Below are 20589 nucleotides of genomic sequence, written 5' to 3'. Positions count from 1 at the left end.
TAAGAAATAAGGTTTAATGAAAAAATTATAACGCAACTGGAAATAAGGAGGAGAATTAAAAAATGAAATTTCCATTTAAGGTCATAACTTTGGCCGCTTTAGCAACGGTTATAACTGCTACGAATGGTAGTACTATTCACGCACTTGCACAAGAACAGACAGCACAAGAACAGAAAATAGAAAATTATGCGTTAGGACCTGAAGGGTTAAAGAAAGTGTTGGCTGAAACAGGCTCTCATATTCTTGTAATGGATTTGTACGCAAAAACAATGATTAAGCAACCGAATGTAAATTTATCCAACGTTGATTTAGGTTCAGGAGGGGGAGAATTAATCAAAAACATTCACCTGAATCAGGAACTGTCACGAATCAATGCAAATTACTGGCTAGATACAGCGAAGCCAAACATTCAAAAGACAGCACGTAATATTGTAAATTATGATGAACAATTTCAAAATTATTACGACACACTAGTAGATACTGTAAAAAAGAAAGATAAGGGGGGCCTCAAAGAAGGAATAGGGGATTTAATCGGTACAATTCATACAAATTCAAATGAAGTTACGGAAGTTATTAAGATGTTAGAAGCTTTCAAAACAAAGTTGTATACAAATACTGTAGATTTTAAAAATAATGTTGGAGGTCCAGATGGACAAGGGGGATTAACGGCTATATTAGCGGGAAAACAAGCACTAGTCCCACAACTTCAGGCCGAAATTGAGAATTTACGTTCTACGCAGAAAGCACATTTTGATAATGTATTAGCCTGGTCAATTGGTGGTGGATTAGGAGCAGCTATTTTAGTTATTGGAACGATTGCAGGAGCGGTAGTAATTGTTGTGACCGGTGGCACAGCGACACCAGCTGTTGTTGGTGGTCTAACAGCTCTAGGGGCAGCTGGTATCGGTTTAGGAACAGCAGCTGGTGTTACGGCATCTAATCATATGAACTCTTATAATGAAATTTCTAATAAAATCGGAGAATTAAGTATGAAAGCCGATCTTGCTAACCAAGCAGTTATTTCACTTACTAATACAAAAGACACGTTGACATATTTGTATCAAACAGTGGATCAAGCAATCATGTCTCTAACGAATATTCAGCAACAATGGAATACGATGGGAGCAAATTATAAAGATCTATATGATAATATCGACCAAATGCAAGAACATAAACTTTCTTTAATACCTGATGATTTAAAGGCTGCAAAACAAAGTTGGAATGATATTCATAAGGATGCAGAATTCATTTCAAAAGACATTGCTTTTAAACAAGAAAAAACAAATTAAAAATCAATATATATGTATAGGGGGAATTAAAATGAATAAAAACTTTCCTTATAAACTAATTGCTGTATCGACATTTTTAACTGTGACAACAACTACTGTAGTTTCTCCAGTGGCAGCCTTCGCAAGTGAAAGTAAAATGGAACAAACTAGTACCGAAGATATATCTCTTTCTGTAAACAGCGAAAAGATGAAAAAAGCTTTGCAAGATGCTGGGGTATTTGCAAAATCTATGAATGATTACTCTTATTTGTTAATTAAAAACCCAGATGTTAACTTTGAAGGAATTGACATTAAAGGATATACAAATCTACCTAGTCAAATTCTACAAGATCAAAAGAATGCAAGAGAGCATGCTACAAAATGGGATTCACACATAAAAAAACAACTTTTAGATACACTGACGGGGATTGTAGAGTATGATACTAAATTCGACAATTATTATGACACATTAGTAGAAGCGATTAATGAAGGGGATGCAGACACATTAAAAGAAGGCATTACAGATTTACAAGGTGAGATTAAACAAAATCAAGCATATACACAGAATTTAATACAAGAACTAGCTAAGTTAAGAGATAGTATTGGAGAAGATGTCCGGGCATTTGGAGGTCATAAAGATATTTTGCATTCGATTCTGAAAAACCAAGCATCTGGAATTGATGAAGATGAAAAGCGCCTAAATGAAGTTTTAGAGCAAGTTAGACATTTTAAACAAGTAGAATCAGATGGAATAATAACTGTATCAATTCCCTCAATTCCTACGTGGATTGCTGGTGGTGTAATGATAGGGGTAGCAAGAAATAATTTAGGTACGTTAGAGCCGTTGTTAGCACAATTACGTCAGACTATAGATTATAAAGTAACATTAAATCGTGTAGTTGGTGTTGCGTATAATAATATTAATGAAATGCACAATGCGATTGGATCGGCTATTAATGCACTTACCTATATGTCTGCACAATGGCATGATTTAGATTCTCAATATTCGGGAGTGCTTAGTCATATTGATAAAGCATCCCAAAAAGCGGATCAAAATAAATTCAAATTCCTAAAACCTAATTTGAATGCAGCGAAAGATAGTTGGAAAACATTGAGAGCGGATGCGTTTACATTAAAAGAAGGGATAAAAACATTAAAAATGGATCCTGTTTCTTCAAAAAAATAGCGGAATACGGTATTTGTTGCAAGGGCATTTATACAGTTATAAAATGATTTTTTGTTCTTTATAAATTGAAAAGACGGAGGTATAATCAGGCCTCTGTCTTTTGTTTTATTGAAATATTTTTATAATTCCATCCTATATGTAGAAAGTAGTTATACAAGTTTGAATTTTTAAGGTGAATAATTTTTATGAATTTTTCCGTAAAACCTAATCTATGATTAGTGAGCTTTATATTCTTATTTTCCTAATTGAATACTTTTATACAATTAGATGGAAGTTAAGAATACTAAATCAAAACATAATAGGTTGTTATTGATGAGTTTATCGTAAAGTTGTTATTTTATGTGTCATCAAATAACATTTATAAACAATTAGAAATAAAGAAAAGGAGACTATTATGAGAAAAAATAGAGTATTAGATACAACATAAATAGCGTAAATAATTTTTGGTGTAAAAAAATAATAAATAAAATAATAATCCTTACATGCACTAAGGAAAAATGAGGGAGATAATATGGGGAATAATTCAAAATATAAAACTATAAAAATACTTGCAGCTACTGCTACAGTAACTATGCTTGCGACTGGAATGATTTCTTCATCAGATGTCTTTGCAGAGGAAACAAAGCAGCAAAAAAAATTATCAACATCACTGCAAGAGGGAAAGTCAGTTAAATCAGAAAACAGAATATATACAGTCCCAGGAAAAGGGGATGTTGAGATACTGAAACAACAGGAAAGAAAAAGTATGGCATTTAGTCCATATGAACCCACTGGTTTATATGCAAAGCCAAATGAACAAATAACGATTAATGTAGAAGGAAATCAAAATATTCAAGCATACATTGGAACGTATTCGTATGATGCTTCTTGGAGAGAAGATTCTAAAATAAAATCATTTACATTAAAACCTGGTATAAACACAATCCAATCTCCAAATGGGGGGATGATTTATTTTTATAATAAACAACAAGGTGGCACTATTCGAACAACAGTCACAACGGGTGGAGCGACTACTCCTTTCTTTGAACTAGGCAAACATACGAAACAAGATTTAATAAACATGCTGGACCAATATCCAAATGCACATGCAGTGGAGTTAAAGGGAGAACGTGTATTAATTACGGCCAGCCCGGCACGTGTTAAGAAATATTTGTTAGGCTCTAATACAGATCCTGTACAACTCTTAAAAAAGATGGATGAAGCTACTCGAATTCAAGACAAAGTAGCTGGATTATCTGAAGAACAAGCAGATAAACATTATATTCATTACGTAGAAGAAAATCATTCTCCTGATTATTATATGTATGCAACTTCTTATCGAACCGCATATGTGGGAGACGCAATCCAATACGTGTTAGATATTAATAAATTTATAAAAGATGGTTGGGGTCCATGGCATGAGGCAGGGCATTTGAGACAGCAATCACCTTGGAAGTTTTATAATATGACAGAAGTACAAAATAATATTTACAGCCTTTCTGTAGAAAAAGCATTTACATCTAATCAACCTTTTAGATTGCAACAAGAGGGTGCTTATACTAAGGCATTTCAATACTTAGAACAATCTAATAAAAATTATGATGAAATTAGTGATGCTTTTGTTAAGCTTGTTATGCTTTGGCAACTACAATTAGCATATGGAGAAGACTTCTATCCTAAACTGCATCAATTGTATAGAGATATGCCTTCTGATGAACTTCCACAAACAGATGAAAATAAAAAACAATTATTTATGATCTCAGCATCAAAAGTAGCCAAACAAAATTTGATGCCTTTCTTTGAGAAGTGGGGATTACGTCCAAATAATGATACCATTCAAAAAGTGGCTGCATTAGGATATCCAATTTTAACAGCAGAGATTTGGAAGGGTACTGATTCTAATCCGATTAAACCAAATGTGCCTAATGCAAATAATATTTTAGAAGGAAGACAGTTTGCATGGTCAATGAAAGGAATTAGTGATTTCGAGTTTGCTAAAATCAATTTCAATAAGTCGGCAGAAGAAATGCAAGTGGACTTAAAAGCAGGCGTACCGCATCACTATTTTAATGAAACATATGCGAGTATTAAAGTACAAAATGCATCAGGCAAAGTAGTATACAAGAAAGACATTTATGGAAACAAACAACAAAATGCTGAATCGCAAAAAGTTCCAGTTAAAGTAGGGGATTATATTGAGTTAACACATCTAGAAGGTGTGCATAGAGCTACTTTAACAAATATAGATAATAGTAAACAAGAAAGCTTTGGAAAAAAAGCAATGTACGAAGTTACAAAAGAAGGCCTGAAAAAAATAGAAAAAATGCCAGAATCAACAATTTTAGATGGGAATCAATTTGCATGGTCACTAAAAGGAATAAGTGATTTTGAGTTTGCTAAAATCAATTTCAATAAGTCGACAGAAGAAATGCAAATGGACTTAAAAGCAGGCGTACCACATCACTATTTTAATGAAACATATGCGAGTATTAAAGTACAAAATGCATCAGGCAAAGTAGTATACAAGAAAGACATTTATGGAAACAAACAACAAAATGCTGAATCGCAAAAAGTTCCAGTTAAAGTAGGAGATTATATTGAGTTAACACATCTAGAAGGTGTGCATAGAGCTACTTTAACAAATGTAGATAACAGTAAGCAAGAAAGCTTTGGAAAAAAAGCAATGTACGAAGTTACAAAAGAAGGTCTGAAGAAAGTAGAAAAAATGCCAGAAACAACGGTTTTAGACGGGAATCAATTTGGCTGGTCTTTAAAGGGATATAGTGATAGAGAAATCGCAAAAGTAGATTATAATAGGGTAACAGAGAAAATGCAGGTGAATTTAGAAGCAGGTGTACCACATTCTTACTTTAATAATACGTATGCAAGTATTAAAGTACAGAATTCATCCGGTAGTGTTGTGTACAATAAGGAAATAGTGGGAAATAGACAACAAACTGCTGAAAGCCAAGTGGTGCCCATAAAAGTGGGAGATTACATTGAGTTTACCCATATAGAAGGGGAGGCAGTAAATGAAAAGACACGGGCTACACTTACTAACCTTGAGAATAATAAACAAGAATATATAGGAAAAAAAAGAATCTATCAAGTTACTTCAACGGGATTAAACAAAATAGATTAACATGAAGAACATTTAAATTATTAGTTAGATACTAAGTAGTCGTTCATTATGAACGGCTATTTGGCTTTTATTTATATAAAAGTGAAATATAATCCAATGTTTAATGATTTATCAGAAGTAAAAAGGTAGGTATTATATAAAAGAAAATGAATAATTTATGCAGAGCTTGTATATGGTGTTATTATTTAACTATTCTAAAATCAATTGATAAAAACGCTGGAATGTTTTTTTAGAAAACAACTGACTCCATACGTGGATTAGTATTAAGATTCAAAATGTAAAATATCTAAAGACCTAAGTACAAGCACACTTTTAGCAATTAGGGTCGGCATATACATAAATATGCGTTTGAGTGGAATTTTGGATGAAAAATCCACATGCATAGTATACCAAAATATTTAAGGTCCTTCGTATGCAATATTGTATACGAAGAGTAGGTGGATAGAATAGTTAACTTACTTCTATTAAAAGTAAACTGTGTTTATATTAAAAAAGTTAAACTCCAATTGAAGCTGGTTAAGATCTTAATTCTTCATAGCTACCTAATTAATCAATTTTAGCTACTGAGTAGGAAAGAGTTAATTAATTTGAAAATGATTTGAGTAGGTAAATTCTCCGTTATACTTAATTAGTGCAATATATGTCCCTTTAGTATATACATTTGTAATCGGTGTTCTCTAAATTTCTAACCCTTTCGGAGTAGTAATAAATTCTGATTCAATTGTTATAAAATGTTGTAAAGAGTCGGAAGGGTTAACGTTGAAATTTTTTATTTTGGCACCAAAACGTTGAATTAAGTAGTAAGTATCTCCTTTATGAGGTATTCCATATTCCAGTCGGGTTGGTATGTACTATTCTCAGCTTCCTCCAATTCATTAATGGTTTTAAATCCCTAATCGTCATTAAAAGGATCAGAATCTGTGGTTTTAACTTCTTTTATTGGTGAAATTATTTCAATGCTAGTCATACTTCCTACTAATATTAATATGTTTCATAACATTTCATTCTCCAAAATCCATATTGGTTCCTGCGAAAGTGTATTCTAATGTTAGTATTATCCTGATATATGCGGTTGTCAAAAAAAGTTTCATAATAAGTCCTTAGCATTTTATGAAACTAAAAATAATATATTTTTCAATTTTAATATTTAAAACTTATATATACATGTTACAATGAAGTTTTCCAATTTATTTTATTCTTCTATTTAGAATTTATGGTTTAGTGATTCAATACAACAAAAGTGGCTGTAGTAAATAGATAAATGAATGAATGAAGTGATGCAGTTAGAATAGTTAAAAGGCAGTTAAATATAATTATTAAAAGAATAAATTCACTTAGTTATACATAGTGCATTTATTGTGGTAAGGATTTCACATGATTTGTATAGCGCTAAATTAAAATTTTATCCAAACAAAGCCAATAATTTTTTAAAAATGAAGTATATGTTTCATCCAGTTTATTTGGAATAATTCGTAGTCTAATAATTGCTTAATCTAAAAAACATATTCGAAAGGAGGATATATAAAACTCAGCTTGTGGAATTTAAATCGCTACATATGAAAATAAAGGTAAATGAATATGAAAATGATTTCATTTCTAATGGTACCATAAGTGAATGTGGAAAAAATAAAGGAGAAAAAATGTAAATAAACTATATAAGTAGTATGAATGAAAAGGAGAAGTATCTAGTGTTTAATATAAAAGAAAGAATGGGACAAATAAAGCTTAAAACGAAGTTGTCTATGGCATTTATCGGAATATTAATTATACCTAGTCTTATCGTAGGAGTATCATCCTATAATAAGGCAAAAACAGATCTTAATGAAACAATCCTACAATCAGCAAAAGATAATGTAAGTATTTTAGATAAGATTGTAGATGATGAATTAGAAAATAAACATACAGATGTAACTCATTTTGCAAAGGTACTCACACAAGGCGATTATAATCCTGAACAATTACAAAATGTACAGAGTAAATTTGATCAATATATACAGTTACATCCAGAGATAGAAACGATTTATACGGCATCCGGTAACAATCAATTTATTCATGCACCTGTTGGAAAAATACCAGAAGGGTTTAATCCGTTAGAAAGTAGTTGGTATAAGGATGCAGTAAAAGCAAATGGAGGGATTATTGTTTCATCTCCATATAAATCAAAGGCTACAGGAAATATGGTAATTGCAATTGCAAAGCAAAATGCAGATAAAAGTGGTGTCATTGGCGTAGATTTGAATATTAATGATATCGTAAAAACATCCAAAATGATAAAAATTGGAAAGCAAGGCTTTGTATCTATAGTCAGTCAAGATAAAACTATAGTTGTTCATCCATCACTGAAGCCTGGTGAGAAATTAGAGAAAACTTTAGTGGATGAACTGTACAAGAAAGAAGATGCAGTAATTACTTATAGCCTTAATGGTGAAGATCGAAACATAAGCTTTAAGACAAACAAAAAAACAGGATGGAAAATAGCTGGTGTAATGCCTACGAAAGAAATTGAAGAAGCTACCAATCCTATTTTTTATAAAACGCTCACTATAATAGGGGCTTCATTATTGTTAGGTGGAATTTTAATTTTCTTCATACTTAGATCAATTATTACTCCACTAAGACAATTAGTAATTTCAGCTCAAAGAATTAGTCAGGGAGATTTAACTGAGAAAATAGATATTCGTTCAAAGGATGAACTTGGTCAATTAGGTGGTAGTTTTAATACAATGGCAGAGTCGTTACGTAATATTATTACTCAAATTAATACATCTGCAGGACATGTAGCTGCTTCTTCTGAGGAACTAACTGCTAGCGTAGAGCAAGCAAGTGTTGCGACAGAACAAATTACAAAAGAAATGGAGGAAATCTCGAACAGTGCAGAGGTTCAAAATAATGAAGTTGAATCTGGAGCTAAATTAATTGGTGAGGTAACACGAAATATTCAATACATAGCTGATAATGCTTCTGAAGTATCGGATTCATCCATATACACAAAACAAAAAGCCAATGAGGGTGAACAATTAGTAGAACAAACTGTAACACAAATGCAGTCTATACATCACTCTGTTTCTCAATCTGATAATGTAATAAAATTACTAGATAAGAAATCGCAACAAATTGGAAGTATATTAGAAGCGATTCAAAATATTGCGGAACAAACAAATTTATTAGCATTGAATGCAGCAATTGAAGCAGCTAGAGCAGGAGAACAGGGAAGAGGCTTTGCAATTGTTGCTGATGAAGTTAGGAAGTTAGCAGAGCAATCATCCGAGTCTTCAATGGAAATTGGAAGTTTAATTAAGGAAATACAATCAGATGTACATGAGACTGTAAAAGCCATGAATGAAGTAGGTGTAGAAGTACAGTCGGGAATTCAGGTTGCGAATGATACAAAACAAAGTTTTTATGAGATTTCAAAATCCGCAAATGATATTGTGTCAAAAGTGCATGGTATGGTGGAACTATCAAATAAAATGACAACTGATGCAATGAAAGTCGATACATCAATTGATCAAATATCTATGGCTGTGAAAGAAAATTCTTCAAGCATGCAAACGATAGCAGGTTCATCTGAGGAACAACATGCTTCCATGGAAGAGATAAATTCTTCAGCGATACACTTAGCACAGATGGCAGAAGAACTTCAAGAGTTAATTGGTGGATTTAAGATATAAGTATAGATTCATAGAAAGTTTTTCTTTGAACTAAGCTTTTTTGACAGGAATAGATTTTTTCATAACTAGAACAAATAAATGAATAATTGCATATATTGTATTTTCGTTAAAGCAAGGCATTATTCTCTCATAAAAAGGAATCACTAGAACAATATGTGATTCCTTTGAGAAATGCTATTAAATCTAAGACTAATTTCTAATGGTCCCAGTATCTTTTATTTTGACGTGTGTCTTTACATTTATTTTAGCCTCTGCTAACGCTTGCAACCAATTTCCTTTTACTTTTTTCCATTCTTTATATTGAAAAGCTCTAGCATATAGGGATAATCCGATTGGATCAATTTTATTCTGCTGTATTTCATTCAACATATTTTGTAAATTCTTATTAATTTCTTTTTCAATAGCACTTTTTATATTATTTATATTTGTTTTATTATCATAGTGCCCCTTAATTAAATTCGCATTGGTTTTTTCTATTAAAGCTACATTAGCATATATATTGAAATTAAATATAAACTTTCCGTTTTGAAAATCAACATCTACTTTCCTTGTCGCGTTCTGTACGAAGATAGAAGTGTTTGTTTTTTTGTTGGACTTTTTAGGAGGAAGCGCAAGGTGTAGTATCATTCGGCCGTTACTTTTTGGCTTACTTATAAGATTGAAAAATTTAACATCTTTTTTAGGGATATGAGTTAAATATTTCCCTTTTCGATTTAAAAATGCAATTCCTACTGTGTCGATTTCATTCTTTGTTTTTTTGATAATTGGAACAGTTTGCGTCATTCCTTCTTCATTTTGTTCTCTCATTAATTGTTGAATTGTAGAAGAGACGGATTGGTTATTTTGAATTGAGGATTCGATTACACCATTTATATAAGATGAAAGTGATGGTTTACTAGGCTTATGAATTTTAAAAATTTCTTCTGTAGGTCCATCTACAAGTATTACTTTAGTATTAATGGTAGCGTAAGGATCACGGTATGATGAATCAAGCTCCTGCAACCAATTCTCTTCTTTTGCCAATTTTTTCCCGATTAAAATGATTTCAGCTTTGGAGGCTGTCATATAGCCCGTTAATTTCGTATCTATCTTACTGAATCCAGTATATACAGTTGATGCATGTGTCCAATGTTCTATAGTACTTTTTTGCTGTTTATGATGAAAGAGTGGTATGCTTGTTCCAACTTTTATGTCTCCATTAGGGGTTTTATCCAAGCCAATTAACAGGATTAATGAAACCTTCTCAAGAGGAATTCTCTGACTACAACCAATTATATATACACAACAAATTACAATCCATATCCATTTTCGAATCAAAGTTGCTTCCTCCTAATAATCCAAGTAAAAAGAATACTGTAAGAGAAAAATAAGATTGGTAATAGAATAAAGAAAACGACATTTAAGATATCCATAAGAGAATATATAAACAAATATTGATCCACATCGGGATTTAGGAAAATAAATATGCCAACTATAAATAACATAAAAGCAAGCAGCGCCCAATTGCGGGTGTTTTTTTGAAGTGAAATGGTCACAGATTCAAAACTGAAAAATAAATACGGATATATCGTAGTGGAAAATACAATTAAATAGTAAGCGATATATATAATTTCTAATCGTTCCATGAAAGAAAAACGAACCCCTTTTAATAGATGAAATACTGGCCAGATTACGTCTTTTATCCCCTCTGGACTAAAGTATATATAAGAAAGAATAGTCACATATAGATAGAAAAACATGGTTCCAGTATTCGCTATTAGTAGTCCTTTTATGGCTTTTTGTTTTTTTTGTAAGAACGGGTATATATAATATGCAATTTCTAAGCCAGCATAAGGAGTAATGGTTTCTTTTGTTGCCTTTACAATAGGGTATAATCCATCTTTAAAAATAGGTAGTAGGTGTAAAGGGGTGTAGTTAGTCTTTAGTGAAAAAAGAAGAAATAGTGGCATCCAAGTAGTGAAGAAGAAAACAAGCATAGAATAACTAGTAAGAGCCCTTAACCCACTCAGAGCTAAAATAATAAAAGGTAATAGTAATAATATGGTGATTTGATAAGCAGGAGTGGAAGGGAATATCCACACTTTTACAATATCAGTTGCCTTTAATAAAGTATTAAAGCCAGCAAAAAATAAATAAAAGGCATATAAAAGAAAAAGAATTGTCCCTATCCATTTCCCAAAGTATGTTTTTAAGATTTGTGAGAAATTTTTGTTAGGATTTTTTTGTAACATTAATATAATAAATATGCCTATTATAGAAGTAACTATCCATCCAAGAATGATTGAAAGCCAGCCATCTGTGCCAGCAGTAGTAGCAAGTGGGCTTGGCATAATTAACATACCTGATGCAAGTTGCAGTGAATGAATGAAAATAATAAATTCGAATAAAGTTATGTTTTGAAATTTAAGATTCCCCATGCGAACCACCTTCTTTTTTCTTTTTTTGTTTCGGCTGTCCTGTACTCGAGCGGGTGGTAATCATAGAAATAGGAAATCTTACAAAAGAATCTTTTAACTCTTGGAGCCGAAATGGTGCGATTGGCAATCCGTATGGTGAACCATAGGAAGTTAGTGAAACAAAATGAGCAAATAAGAGCATTAATCCACTAACAATACCTACAATCCCATAAAAGTATGCCAATAACATCATTGGGAAACGAATAAGGCGTATAGAACTTGATAAATCATAATTAGAAACAATAAATGATGCAATGGCTGTAATAGATACGATAATAACCATAACGTTACTTACAAGACCAGCTTGAACAGCTGCCTGTCCAATTACAATCCCTCCAACAATTCCTATGGTTTGTCCAATGGGTTGTGGTAAACGAATACCAGCTTCACGTAGCATTTCTAGTGTAATTTCCATTATAAAAGCTTCCAATAAGGGAGAGAAAGGGACTTTGACTCTAGATGTTGCAATAGAAGTGTATAAATCTATAGGAATGATTTCAAAGTGAAAAGAGACTATAGCAATATAAAATGCGGGTAAAAAAATAGCAATAATAAATCCTGCAAATCGTAATAAACGAAAAAATGATGCAATGAGCCAATGAATATTATAGTCATCTGGAGTTTGAAAAAATCCAATTAAATTCATTGGAACAACCATTGCACCAGGGGATCTATCCATTAACACTGCTACTTTTCCATCAAGTATATGATTTGCAATGGCGTCTGGGCGTTCGCTTAAATAAGCCTGTGGAAAAGGAGTCCAATTTTGATCTTTTGTATAATTAGATAGTTCCCCAATACTCAATACCGCATCTGTTTTAATTTTACAGATTCTAGTTTCTATTTCTTGGACTACATCTGCGTTTGCTACATCCCCTAAGTAAATTAAATAGACTAAAGAAGTAGCGCGTTCGCCAATTGTCATTTTTTTAATTTTCAATTCAGTAGAAGGAATATATCGACGAATTAAGCCTATGTTTTTTGTGGCATTCTCAATAAACCCATCATGTGAGCCTTTAATAGTAACTTCTGAAATGGGTTCTTGAATCGCTCTTTCTGCCCAGCCTTTTGTATTTATTAGAAGGGACCTCTTTTCTCCTTCCATAAACAGTACACATTGTCCCTCAAGTAATCCTTCTTTAATTTCATTCCACGTATATACTATTTTGGTATGAGTAGCAATAATATTAGAATTAAATATTTGACTGTCTTCATTCACTTCTTGTAATAATGGTGTAACAACATTTCCTTTTAATGCAACACCATCTGTAAGGCCTTCAAAATAATATAGTAAAATATTCGTGTTTGTTTTTAATTGCAAAGAATGTTCAATCAAATCTGCACTAATATCAAAGATATTATCTAGTGTATTTTTAAGTTGTTTTAAGTTACTTGTTTGGATCTTTTCAATGTTTTTATCTGTCTTAGTTTCTAAGGTCTCTTCAATTAAGGACAAAATTGACACCTCTTTAATTTATAACGATTAGTTGTAGTTATTATTTTTATATGATTGAATTTTATTCACTAATTTAAACGAATTGGAGATAAGGATTAATAAATTTGATGTGCTATATTATTAATTCAATAATTGAGAGCAAAAAGTAGATGTAATTTGTGTGGCAATCTAAGTATCAAGATAAAATTGAAATTTGAATAATTATAATAAAAAAGAACCCTTGATAGGTTCTTTTTTTAGTTGGTAAATATGTTGTCAACAATAGATGGCGATAAAGGTATTAATTTAGATGTCTTTATGTTACTCAGCTGAATTTTGTAGGAAGAATTATTTTTTCATACCTCAATGCTCAATAAAAAAGGACATTTCATTTATTTGGGTGTTCTAGTGTATTTGAATTTTGCGTGCTAATAAATTTTGTTTAGGGACAAAATGAGTTTTCTTAATTATCAGAAAAATAAGCGCAACAAAATTCTTATTGGTTATTTTGGTAAGTATCAAATATTTCTTTGGCCTTATTTTCTTGATAGTACCGTACGTTTATATGTTTCTAAGGGAAAGAAATATTTTCATTTTTATTACCATCTATTGTTTGATTAAGATGTTAACATGAAATTGAAGCGTTTACAACTAGAAAATAAAGAAAAAATATTAAAATACGACTTTTTTCGACAATTATTTTATGTTTATATCTAATTTTTTTATAGGAAAAGGCGGAGGAAAGCGGACCTTTTCCTATAAAATATCTTGTTGGAATTAGAAATAACTAAAAAAGTAATAATAGCTAAAAATTAAAGTGAAATTCAATGAATATGAGTTCAAAGTCATGAAATTCAATGATAAAGTTATAATTGAATTTTTGAACCTCAGGTATCTTGAAAGTATGGTCAAATTTTAATCCACGTTGCGTTTCGTCCTTTTGTAACTAGCTTAATATGGCCAAATAATTGCAAGGAATTTAAAGCCTTACTGATTGTACTCTCTGCAATGTCTGGATAAGTGTTACGAATACTTTCCTTAGTAAAGGGTTGTTTTTGTTTAAGTATAAAATCCTGGATTCTCTCAACTTTAGTATGTTTACATATAGAATCTAGAACTGTGTTATGAAGATCTTTGTAAGCCTCTAATATAATTGTTAAAAACGTTTTTAACCAAAAGCTATTATTATGTTCCTCGCAGTACCAATTCACCGAAGATTTATAAATCGAATTGTAATAATCAGATTCATGTTTCTTAATATATTTATCCAAACATACATATTTTACAAATGTATGTCCACTCTTAATTAACAGCAATTGCATTAACATAAATGCCAGCCTGTTATTACCTTGATTGAAAGGGACTATGCAATAAAAATTTAATATAAAACGAGCTATTAATAAAAGTGAATGTAGCCCCTTACTAGTATTTAATGAGTTGTATTGATCACATAATTGCTCCATAAACTGTGGAATAAGTTCATGCGGAAGAATGCGGTAACTATTCAAGTGCATTCCATGTTCTGGAATTCCTGGAATAATAAAAGGTTTTTCACGCCATTTGGCACTGTCCGAGGTAATGTAATGTATTAGTTGAAAATGCAATTCCTGTATAGTTGCTGGATTAATTAATAAAGTACAGGAGTTTTTATGTACAAAAGAAAGTGTTTGATAATAACAAAAAATAGCATCTTCTGAAATATTTTGAGGTACTATATCATCTAAAATAAGCTCTTTTAATCTTTTATTAGGAACTTTTACATCTTCATAAATAGTTGTGAAATTTTTTATGTAATGTAGTGGTATAGTTTTTTCTAAATTATTAAATATGTCAGGGTTTTGTTCCTGATAAGCAGCTAATTTTCCTTTGAACTCGCTAATGTCACTTATTAAATTTATTAACCTCCTTTTTAATTCAATATTTTTATACTTATCATCAAAAAAGTCTCTCATTTTTGTTCCCCCTGTAACCCCTTAACACGTTGTTGCATGTATCTTTCCATTCTAAAGGTATTCCACGACATCATTGTAAAATAACGACATTTTTGTTCTGATTTTGATCGTGTTTCAGAATCTATATTTTTATTTGGTATTTAAAATATAGAAATTATAAAGAAGAATCGTTAGGATTCAATTTTAATAGGCATAATCCTAACATCAAATGTACAAATGTACAATAAAAAAATAAAAAATATAAAACTATCGACTCTTTTGAAAGATAATAAATTAATTGTAGGTATAAATGTGTTTTAGTTTAAGAGTAAATATTGAATTGGTAATAAAATTTTCATAGTTGAAAAAATAGATAAGTAATTAATTTGTGACAGTTATGTGCCTAATCAATTCATTTGCAATGATGAGAATTCCACAATTAAATCCTAACGAGCCTAAATTTCTATATTTAGCCTAAAGATTAGGGGGCTATATTGATGAAATGTATCATTAAATATAGAAATATGTAACGTTTAACACTTGTATTGTAAAATATATTGACATAAGTTAAATTAAATACTAGGTACAGGAGCAGTTAATAACAATTCAGTAAAGTACCCTTTAAACGTTTCACCCTAAAAACGTTTATATTTATAATAATTGCAATCACACTGAAGTTTTTTGTTTGTTCCTGTACCTTATTAGGTAAAAATCATATAATAAATTAATAGGATGTTAAGGGGGAATTGGATTGTCAATTCTCTTTTTTACCTTACATTATCAATCTCTAGATGATTTGTTTAAAGTAAGGATTCACAGGGTAGAAGATGACTATTCACAAGTACTATAAAGTTAAGTTGGATATCTAGAGGTATTTTATAGGAATATGTATCTAAGATTAAAGGGTTTGTGTGCATTCACCATTTGAATATAAACAGATTATTTATTGTGTTTTTTCGGGTTTAGAAAATATGTGTGAATTTAGCCTTGGAAATGACTTGTATGTATGTTGTATAGTAGAAGTGTGAAGTCTGGAGGAGACTGATTTAATCAGCTTCTTCCAGACTTTTTTACTTTAAAATTGTATTTTTTCAGCATGAGGGTAAATATAATTCTTTAAATTAATATTTGAATTTTTTGTGAAATAATATAAGGATTTTATTCCTCTATTAATACATAATGTTACAAAATAGAGTTATTGTATTTATTTTATTTTTATATGAGATTAAAAATAATAATAAATGTAACAATGTATGAGTGATATTAGTATATTTACTAGTAATTTGTTCGTTTATCTTTATATTGCTATTATATTAGCGATAACAATAATATATTGGGGGGGACAAGAATGAATTTGAAATTTACATCTAAATTTGAAAGATTAAGAAAAAGTAAAAAAGGAATTGGTGCTTGTGTTTTAGCTGCAGGGATGACGGCTATTACAATGATTCCTCAAAGTGCGTATGCACATGGATTTGTTGAAAAGCCAAGCAGTCGTGCTGCTTTATGTAGTCAGAATTATGGAGCATTGAATTTAAATTGTGGAAATATAATGTACGAGCCTCAAAGCCTAGAAGCACCTAAAGGATTCCCAGATGGTGGACCGATTGATGGGAAAATCGCTTCGGCAGGAGGACTATTTGGAGGAATTCTTGACCAACAAACATCAAATCGCTGGTTTAAAAATACGATTATGGATGGAGCAAATACATTTACATGGAAATATACAGCGGCACATTCTACAAGTAAATGGCATTATTACATTACAAAAAAGGGATGGGATCCTAATAAACCATTAACACGTGCTGAATTAGAACCAATTGGAACTGTGAACCATGACGGTTCGGCCGCATCAAATAATTTAACACATACAATTAATGTACCAACTGATCGAAATGGTTATCATGTTATTTTAGCTGTATGGGATGTAGCAGATACGTCAAATGCGTTTTATAATGTAATTGATGTAAATCTAGTAAATAATGAAACTCCCGATACAGTAGCTCCAAGTCAACCAACTGGATTAAATGCGTCTAAAGTTTCTGCCAATAGTGTTGCACTAACATGGAAGGCCTCTACTGATAATATAGGTGTAAAAGAATATCAAGTGTTACGCAATGGAGAAGTAATTGATACGGTACCAGGTACAACTTTTACTGATAAAAAACTAAAAGCAAATGCGGAATATACCTATACTATAAAGGCATTAGACTCTGCTGGAAACATATCAAAAGAAAGTGAAAAACTAAAGGTTAAGACAACAAATGAAACTCCAGATACAGAAGCTCCGACTCAACCGAAAGGATTACATAGTATGAGTAAAACAGCGACAACTGTTGATTTGATGTGGAGTCCGTCTGAAGATAATGTAGGTGTTGACCATTATATTGTATATAGAGAAAGCGCTGGGGTTATGAATAAAATTGGGGCAGCTGATAATACATCCTTTATGGATAAAGATTTGAAGACTAATACATCGTATAAGTATGTAGTGACGGCGGTTGATTTAGCTGGAAATGAATCTAGTAGAAGTGATGTTTTGAATGTAACGACAAAGTCAGAGGATTCCACATATGAAAAATGGGATGCAAGAAAGGCATATACTAAAGGTGATAGAGTAGTACATGAAGGAAAAGTGTATGAAGCGGTTCAAAATCATCAAGGAAATGGCGACTCAAATTGGATTTTTGCCCTATCGCTTTGGAAGCCAGTTTTGAATAAATGATAAGCGGGGAAGGGTAGTTATCACTAATTCTATGTGCAATACCGAAACAGGGGTGAAGTTTTTAATCTCCATCTCAACATATACGAAATGAAATTATTAAAGAATCCCAATGGAATTCCATTGGGATTCTTTATTTTCTAATTTGTAATAGCGTATATTTTCACTGTAAATTTGTTAGTGGCACCAATTGGACTTGCAATATAATATTTAGTATTCGTGTAAGCTTCAGTCCTAGATCCATGTGAAATATTTTTCCAACGAGTAGAATCTGTACCTAGGGAAACATCAATCATTACATTGAAAGAAATAGTAGAAGGATGATCTTTTTCTGAAGGCTCAATAACCCATTTTAATTCCTTAGTACCTACAGGTAAACTATCAATTTTAAAGTTTTGACTGGATCGGTTTTTTTGTCCGGATAAAGGGCTAGATTCGGATGAAATCTGCGAAATTAATATTTCTTTTTCATTCAAATGTATACCATTTAATTTAATGATATTGTCAATTAAACCTGGCCCAGGAAAGTCAGCTGCGATGATACCAGAATGTTTAATTCCACCTTGTTGCAAGAGTTCGGTCCCAAGTGTATTCATACCACCATAATATACTTGTCCATTTCTATCGCGGGGGAAATCACTCCACGCATTAGTGAGATTCGTTTGAATCAACTTAGGACTACTATCAGTATTTCTGTTCTCTTTTCCACTTGCAACAAACCAAGGATATACATTATTTAAAAATGCGGCTGCACCACCTGTGCCACTAAAATGGTTAAGATAGATTTTATCATTGTTAAAATTATTATTTGTATTTTGAAGGTGGGTTTTCACCGCATTCCATTTTTCATACATTCCGTCTGGTCCGTTTTCAATTTCAAATGTATCTTGTATATTTAAGCTATCGTAATTAATGCCATATTGCTGAGAGGCTGTAAAGTTTTGTAAGATTACAATTTGCCCTCGGATATCGCCTAGAGTAGGATTATTTCTTTTTGAAGTTGGTACAGAACTTGAATCCCAAAAATAGGAGGAATTAAGGTCTTTGTATTTTTTAAGTATTTCTTCAAATGATAGTGAGCCGCTTTCAGGAGTAGTTTCTTCTTTTAAGCGCATTAAAATTGTTTCTGTAGGATGATCTTTTAAAAATTGAATTGCCTCTTTTAATACATCTTCAAACATTGCTTTTTGATTTACAATCCCATGGTACATTGCAAAAGAATCTTTTACACGTTTAACACGCATATCTACATATCGAATTCCAGAATTTAATTGTTGGGGTAGACTCATAGTTTGATTTCTTGTCAAATTTTCATCAAGAAAACTTGCTCCATGTAAAGCCATTGTACCGTGAGTCCCTGGAATAGATATTTTACTTAGTTTTGTTGAATCTTCTACTTTCGACATCCACGATGGATTTTGATATCCTATATTGGATTCATAGGAATAACCTGGATGACTATCAGCTAAAATAGGAGATGGTGTACTTAAACTTGCTAGTGTAAAACATGTGAGTATGCTAATTTTAAAGAAATTTCTCATTTTTATTTTGTTCATTTTATCTCTCCTGACTTTTAAATAATAGATACAATAAAATAAAATGATTTTTTATTATATTTATTGTTTTCATTCTTAAAGTAATGAATTTTTGTGATTGAAAAAATTAAAAATAGAGGTAGTAATTTACTTGAGACTTTAATAGTTTGTTGTAATAAATTGTATCTAATAGCCAAACGGATTCTTAAAGAATAGAAGCATAGATAGGTGAAAAACAAATTTTCCGCGGTACTGTATACAAACAAAACAGAAGTCTTAAAAAAGACTTCTATTTTGTGACATATAATGAATGATAAGGTGGTTAACAAATCAAGATAATGTGACTGAGTGGTAAAAATCTATTTATAGCTGTTTCAGAATCTCTTATAACAAGGCTACCTACGAAAAATGGGCCTCTGCAAGGCTAATAAAAAATTTAAAAATTCTACTCATTAAAACTTAAACTAACTACAGTTGCGATAGATTGGGCTGCATGTTCCCAGCTTCCATCTATAACTTTTCCAATCTGTTGACCAAGTGCATTTAAATCATTTGGATTAACTGGAATCCCATTATACGCAGCAAGAATTGATAAAAGCGGAGCAGCAAATGGTGTCCAACCACCTCTATCAATATTAAATACAGGCTTATCTACTACTTTTCCATCTTGCACAGTAAACTCATAATAAAATTGATCATCTGGACGGAAACTTAAATGATGTGAAATTTGTCCCTTAACATATTTTTTTCCTGCACCTAGATTTACTACTTCTATTTCTTTTACGTTAAATTCATGCTCAAACACTTTTATTTTTTTGACTTCTGGACCATTTAAGGCAGCATTAACAGCTGTTTCTAAATTATTTTGTGCTAATGGTTGAATACTCACTTGTTCCTCTTTTTGTTGGATAGGAGCCTCTTTTTCTGCAGCCAACACCGATGTAGTCGGTAGTGCACCTGTAGCTAATGTAGCTGCAAGTGCTGTCGTCATCATGATTTTTCTTTTCATTTTCATAGTTTTCCTTCCTCCCTTAAAGTTATGATATATAATCTTTTAAAGACTGACACGATGCAATATTTTATTTCATAATGCACGCAAAAAACTAGTTTAAGAATTATGTGAAATTATGTCAGGAAATTAAAATTAATTATATATTCATTCACAATGATATCTATCTACACATATTTTTTCAATTTTCCGACAAATGTAATGATAATGACTACTTAAGAGTCAATTTAGTACCTTGTTTATCTATAGAAATCC

Annotated in this window: 12 protein-coding genes; 5 read left to right on the top strand and 7 right to left on the bottom strand. The window is 31.4% G+C overall.

Annotation, left to right across the window (positions count from 1 at the left end; translation table 11 throughout):
- Window positions 1-62: 62 nt before the first annotated feature.
- From hblD to DN392_RS16975, 3 genes are all read left to right on the top strand, one after another.
- Window positions 63-1289: a hemolysin BL lytic component L1 gene (gene hblD, locus DN392_RS16985; RefSeq protein WP_048561857.1), complete on the top strand. Its 1227-nt coding sequence runs from the start codon at window positions 63-65 to the stop codon at window positions 1287-1289.
- Between the two features lie 31 nt (window positions 1290-1320).
- Window positions 1321-2454 carry a hemolysin BL binding component B gene (gene hblA / locus DN392_RS16980; protein WP_001038657.1) on the top strand — a complete coding sequence of 378 codons (1134 nt, stop codon included), beginning with the start codon at window positions 1321-1323 and terminating at the stop codon, window positions 2452-2454.
- Between the two features lie 511 nt (window positions 2455-2965).
- Window positions 2966-5575, top strand: coding sequence for a putative mucin/carbohydrate-binding domain-containing protein (locus DN392_RS16975; protein WP_088321592.1), 2610 nt, complete (start codon window positions 2966-2968; stop codon window positions 5573-5575).
- A gap of 578 nt (window positions 5576-6153) precedes the next feature.
- Here the strand turns inward: DN392_RS16975 and DN392_RS30885 are convergent.
- Entirely contained in the window at window positions 6154-6213 is a 60-nt protein-coding gene (locus DN392_RS30885; RefSeq protein ID WP_241033910.1) for a hypothetical protein, read from the bottom strand.
- Window positions 6214-7263: 1050 nt separating this feature from the next.
- Here DN392_RS30885 and DN392_RS16965 point away from each other — a divergent pair.
- On the top strand, window positions 7264-9246 hold the full coding sequence (locus DN392_RS16965; RefSeq protein WP_142292478.1) for a methyl-accepting chemotaxis protein: 1983 nt from the start codon (window positions 7264-7266) through the stop codon (window positions 9244-9246).
- A 189-nt stretch (window positions 9247-9435) separates the two neighbouring features.
- Here the strand turns inward: DN392_RS16965 and DN392_RS16960 are convergent, their stop codons facing one another.
- From DN392_RS16960 to DN392_RS16945, 4 genes are all read right to left on the bottom strand, one after another.
- Entirely contained in the window at window positions 9436-10563 is a 1128-nt protein-coding gene (locus DN392_RS16960; RefSeq protein WP_088321591.1) for a Ger(x)C family spore germination protein, read from the bottom strand.
- The gene (locus DN392_RS16955) at window positions 10560-11663 is read right to left on the bottom strand and encodes a GerAB/ArcD/ProY family transporter (RefSeq protein WP_000527372.1); all 1104 of its coding nucleotides are present in this window, start codon (window positions 11661-11663) and stop codon (window positions 10560-10562) included. Before DN392_RS16955 ends, DN392_RS16960 begins: the two co-directional genes overlap by 4 nt.
- Window positions 11650-13158 carry a spore germination protein gene (locus DN392_RS16950; protein ID WP_000052367.1) on the bottom strand — a complete coding sequence of 503 codons (1509 nt, stop codon included), beginning with the start codon at window positions 13156-13158 and terminating at the stop codon, window positions 11650-11652. Before DN392_RS16950 ends, DN392_RS16955 begins: the two co-directional genes overlap by 14 nt.
- Before the next feature lie 887 nt (window positions 13159-14045).
- Window positions 14046-15089, bottom strand: a complete 1044-nt coding sequence (locus tag DN392_RS16945) for a Fic family protein (RefSeq protein ID WP_001204203.1) — start codon at window positions 15087-15089, stop codon at window positions 14046-14048.
- Window positions 15090-16416: 1327 nt separating this feature from the next.
- Between DN392_RS16945 and DN392_RS16940 the strand changes: the two genes are divergently transcribed.
- Complete coding sequence (locus DN392_RS16940) at window positions 16417-17793, top strand: lytic polysaccharide monooxygenase (RefSeq protein WP_088321590.1); 1377 nt, start codon at window positions 16417-16419, stop codon at window positions 17791-17793.
- Between the two features lie 137 nt (window positions 17794-17930).
- On the opposite strand, the gene DN392_RS16935 is transcribed toward DN392_RS16940, so the two are convergent.
- Together DN392_RS16935 and DN392_RS16930 are read right to left on the bottom strand one after the other, a co-directional pair.
- Entirely contained in the window at window positions 17931-19346 is a 1416-nt protein-coding gene (locus DN392_RS16935; protein ID WP_001033587.1) for a phosphatidylinositol-specific phospholipase C, read from the bottom strand.
- A 424-nt stretch (window positions 19347-19770) separates the two neighbouring features.
- Window positions 19771-20340, bottom strand: a complete 570-nt coding sequence (locus DN392_RS16930; RefSeq protein ID WP_064056232.1) for a hypothetical protein — start codon at window positions 20338-20340, stop codon at window positions 19771-19773.
- Window positions 20341-20589: the final 249 nt, after the last annotated feature.

It is taken from the genome of Bacillus sp. BB51/4 (assembly GCF_008368845.1).
GTDB classification, from domain to species: Bacteria; Bacillota; Bacilli; order Bacillales; family Bacillaceae_G; genus Bacillus_A; species Bacillus_A wiedmannii.
Note: the sequence above shows the minus strand (reverse complement) of the source record. Positions and strands in the feature narration are given on the sequence as shown.

What these genes read in the sequence shown, in the direction of transcription:
- DN392_RS16955 (WP_000527372.1), bottom strand. Translation starts at nt 11,663, where the DNA reads ATGGGGAATCTTAAATTTCAAAACATAACTTTATTCGAATTTATTATT.
- hblA (WP_001038657.1), top strand. Translation starts at nt 1,321, where the DNA reads ATGAATAAAAACTTTCCTTATAAACTAATTGCTGTATCGACATTTTTA.
- DN392_RS16940 (WP_088321590.1), top strand. Translation starts at nt 16,417, where the DNA reads ATGAATTTGAAATTTACATCTAAATTTGAAAGATTAAGAAAAAGTAAA.
- DN392_RS16935 (WP_001033587.1), bottom strand. Translation starts at nt 19,346, where the DNA reads ATGAACAAAATAAAAATGAGAAATTTCTTTAAAATTAGCATACTCACA.
- DN392_RS16930 (WP_064056232.1), bottom strand. Translation starts at nt 20,340, where the DNA reads ATGAAAATGAAAAGAAAAATCATGATGACGACAGCACTTGCAGCTACA.
- DN392_RS16945 (WP_001204203.1), bottom strand. Translation starts at nt 15,089, where the DNA reads ATGAGAGACTTTTTTGATGATAAGTATAAAAATATTGAATTAAAAAGG.
- DN392_RS16975 (WP_088321592.1), top strand. Translation starts at nt 2,966, where the DNA reads ATGGGGAATAATTCAAAATATAAAACTATAAAAATACTTGCAGCTACT.
- hblD (WP_048561857.1), top strand. Translation starts at nt 63, where the DNA reads ATGAAATTTCCATTTAAGGTCATAACTTTGGCCGCTTTAGCAACGGTT.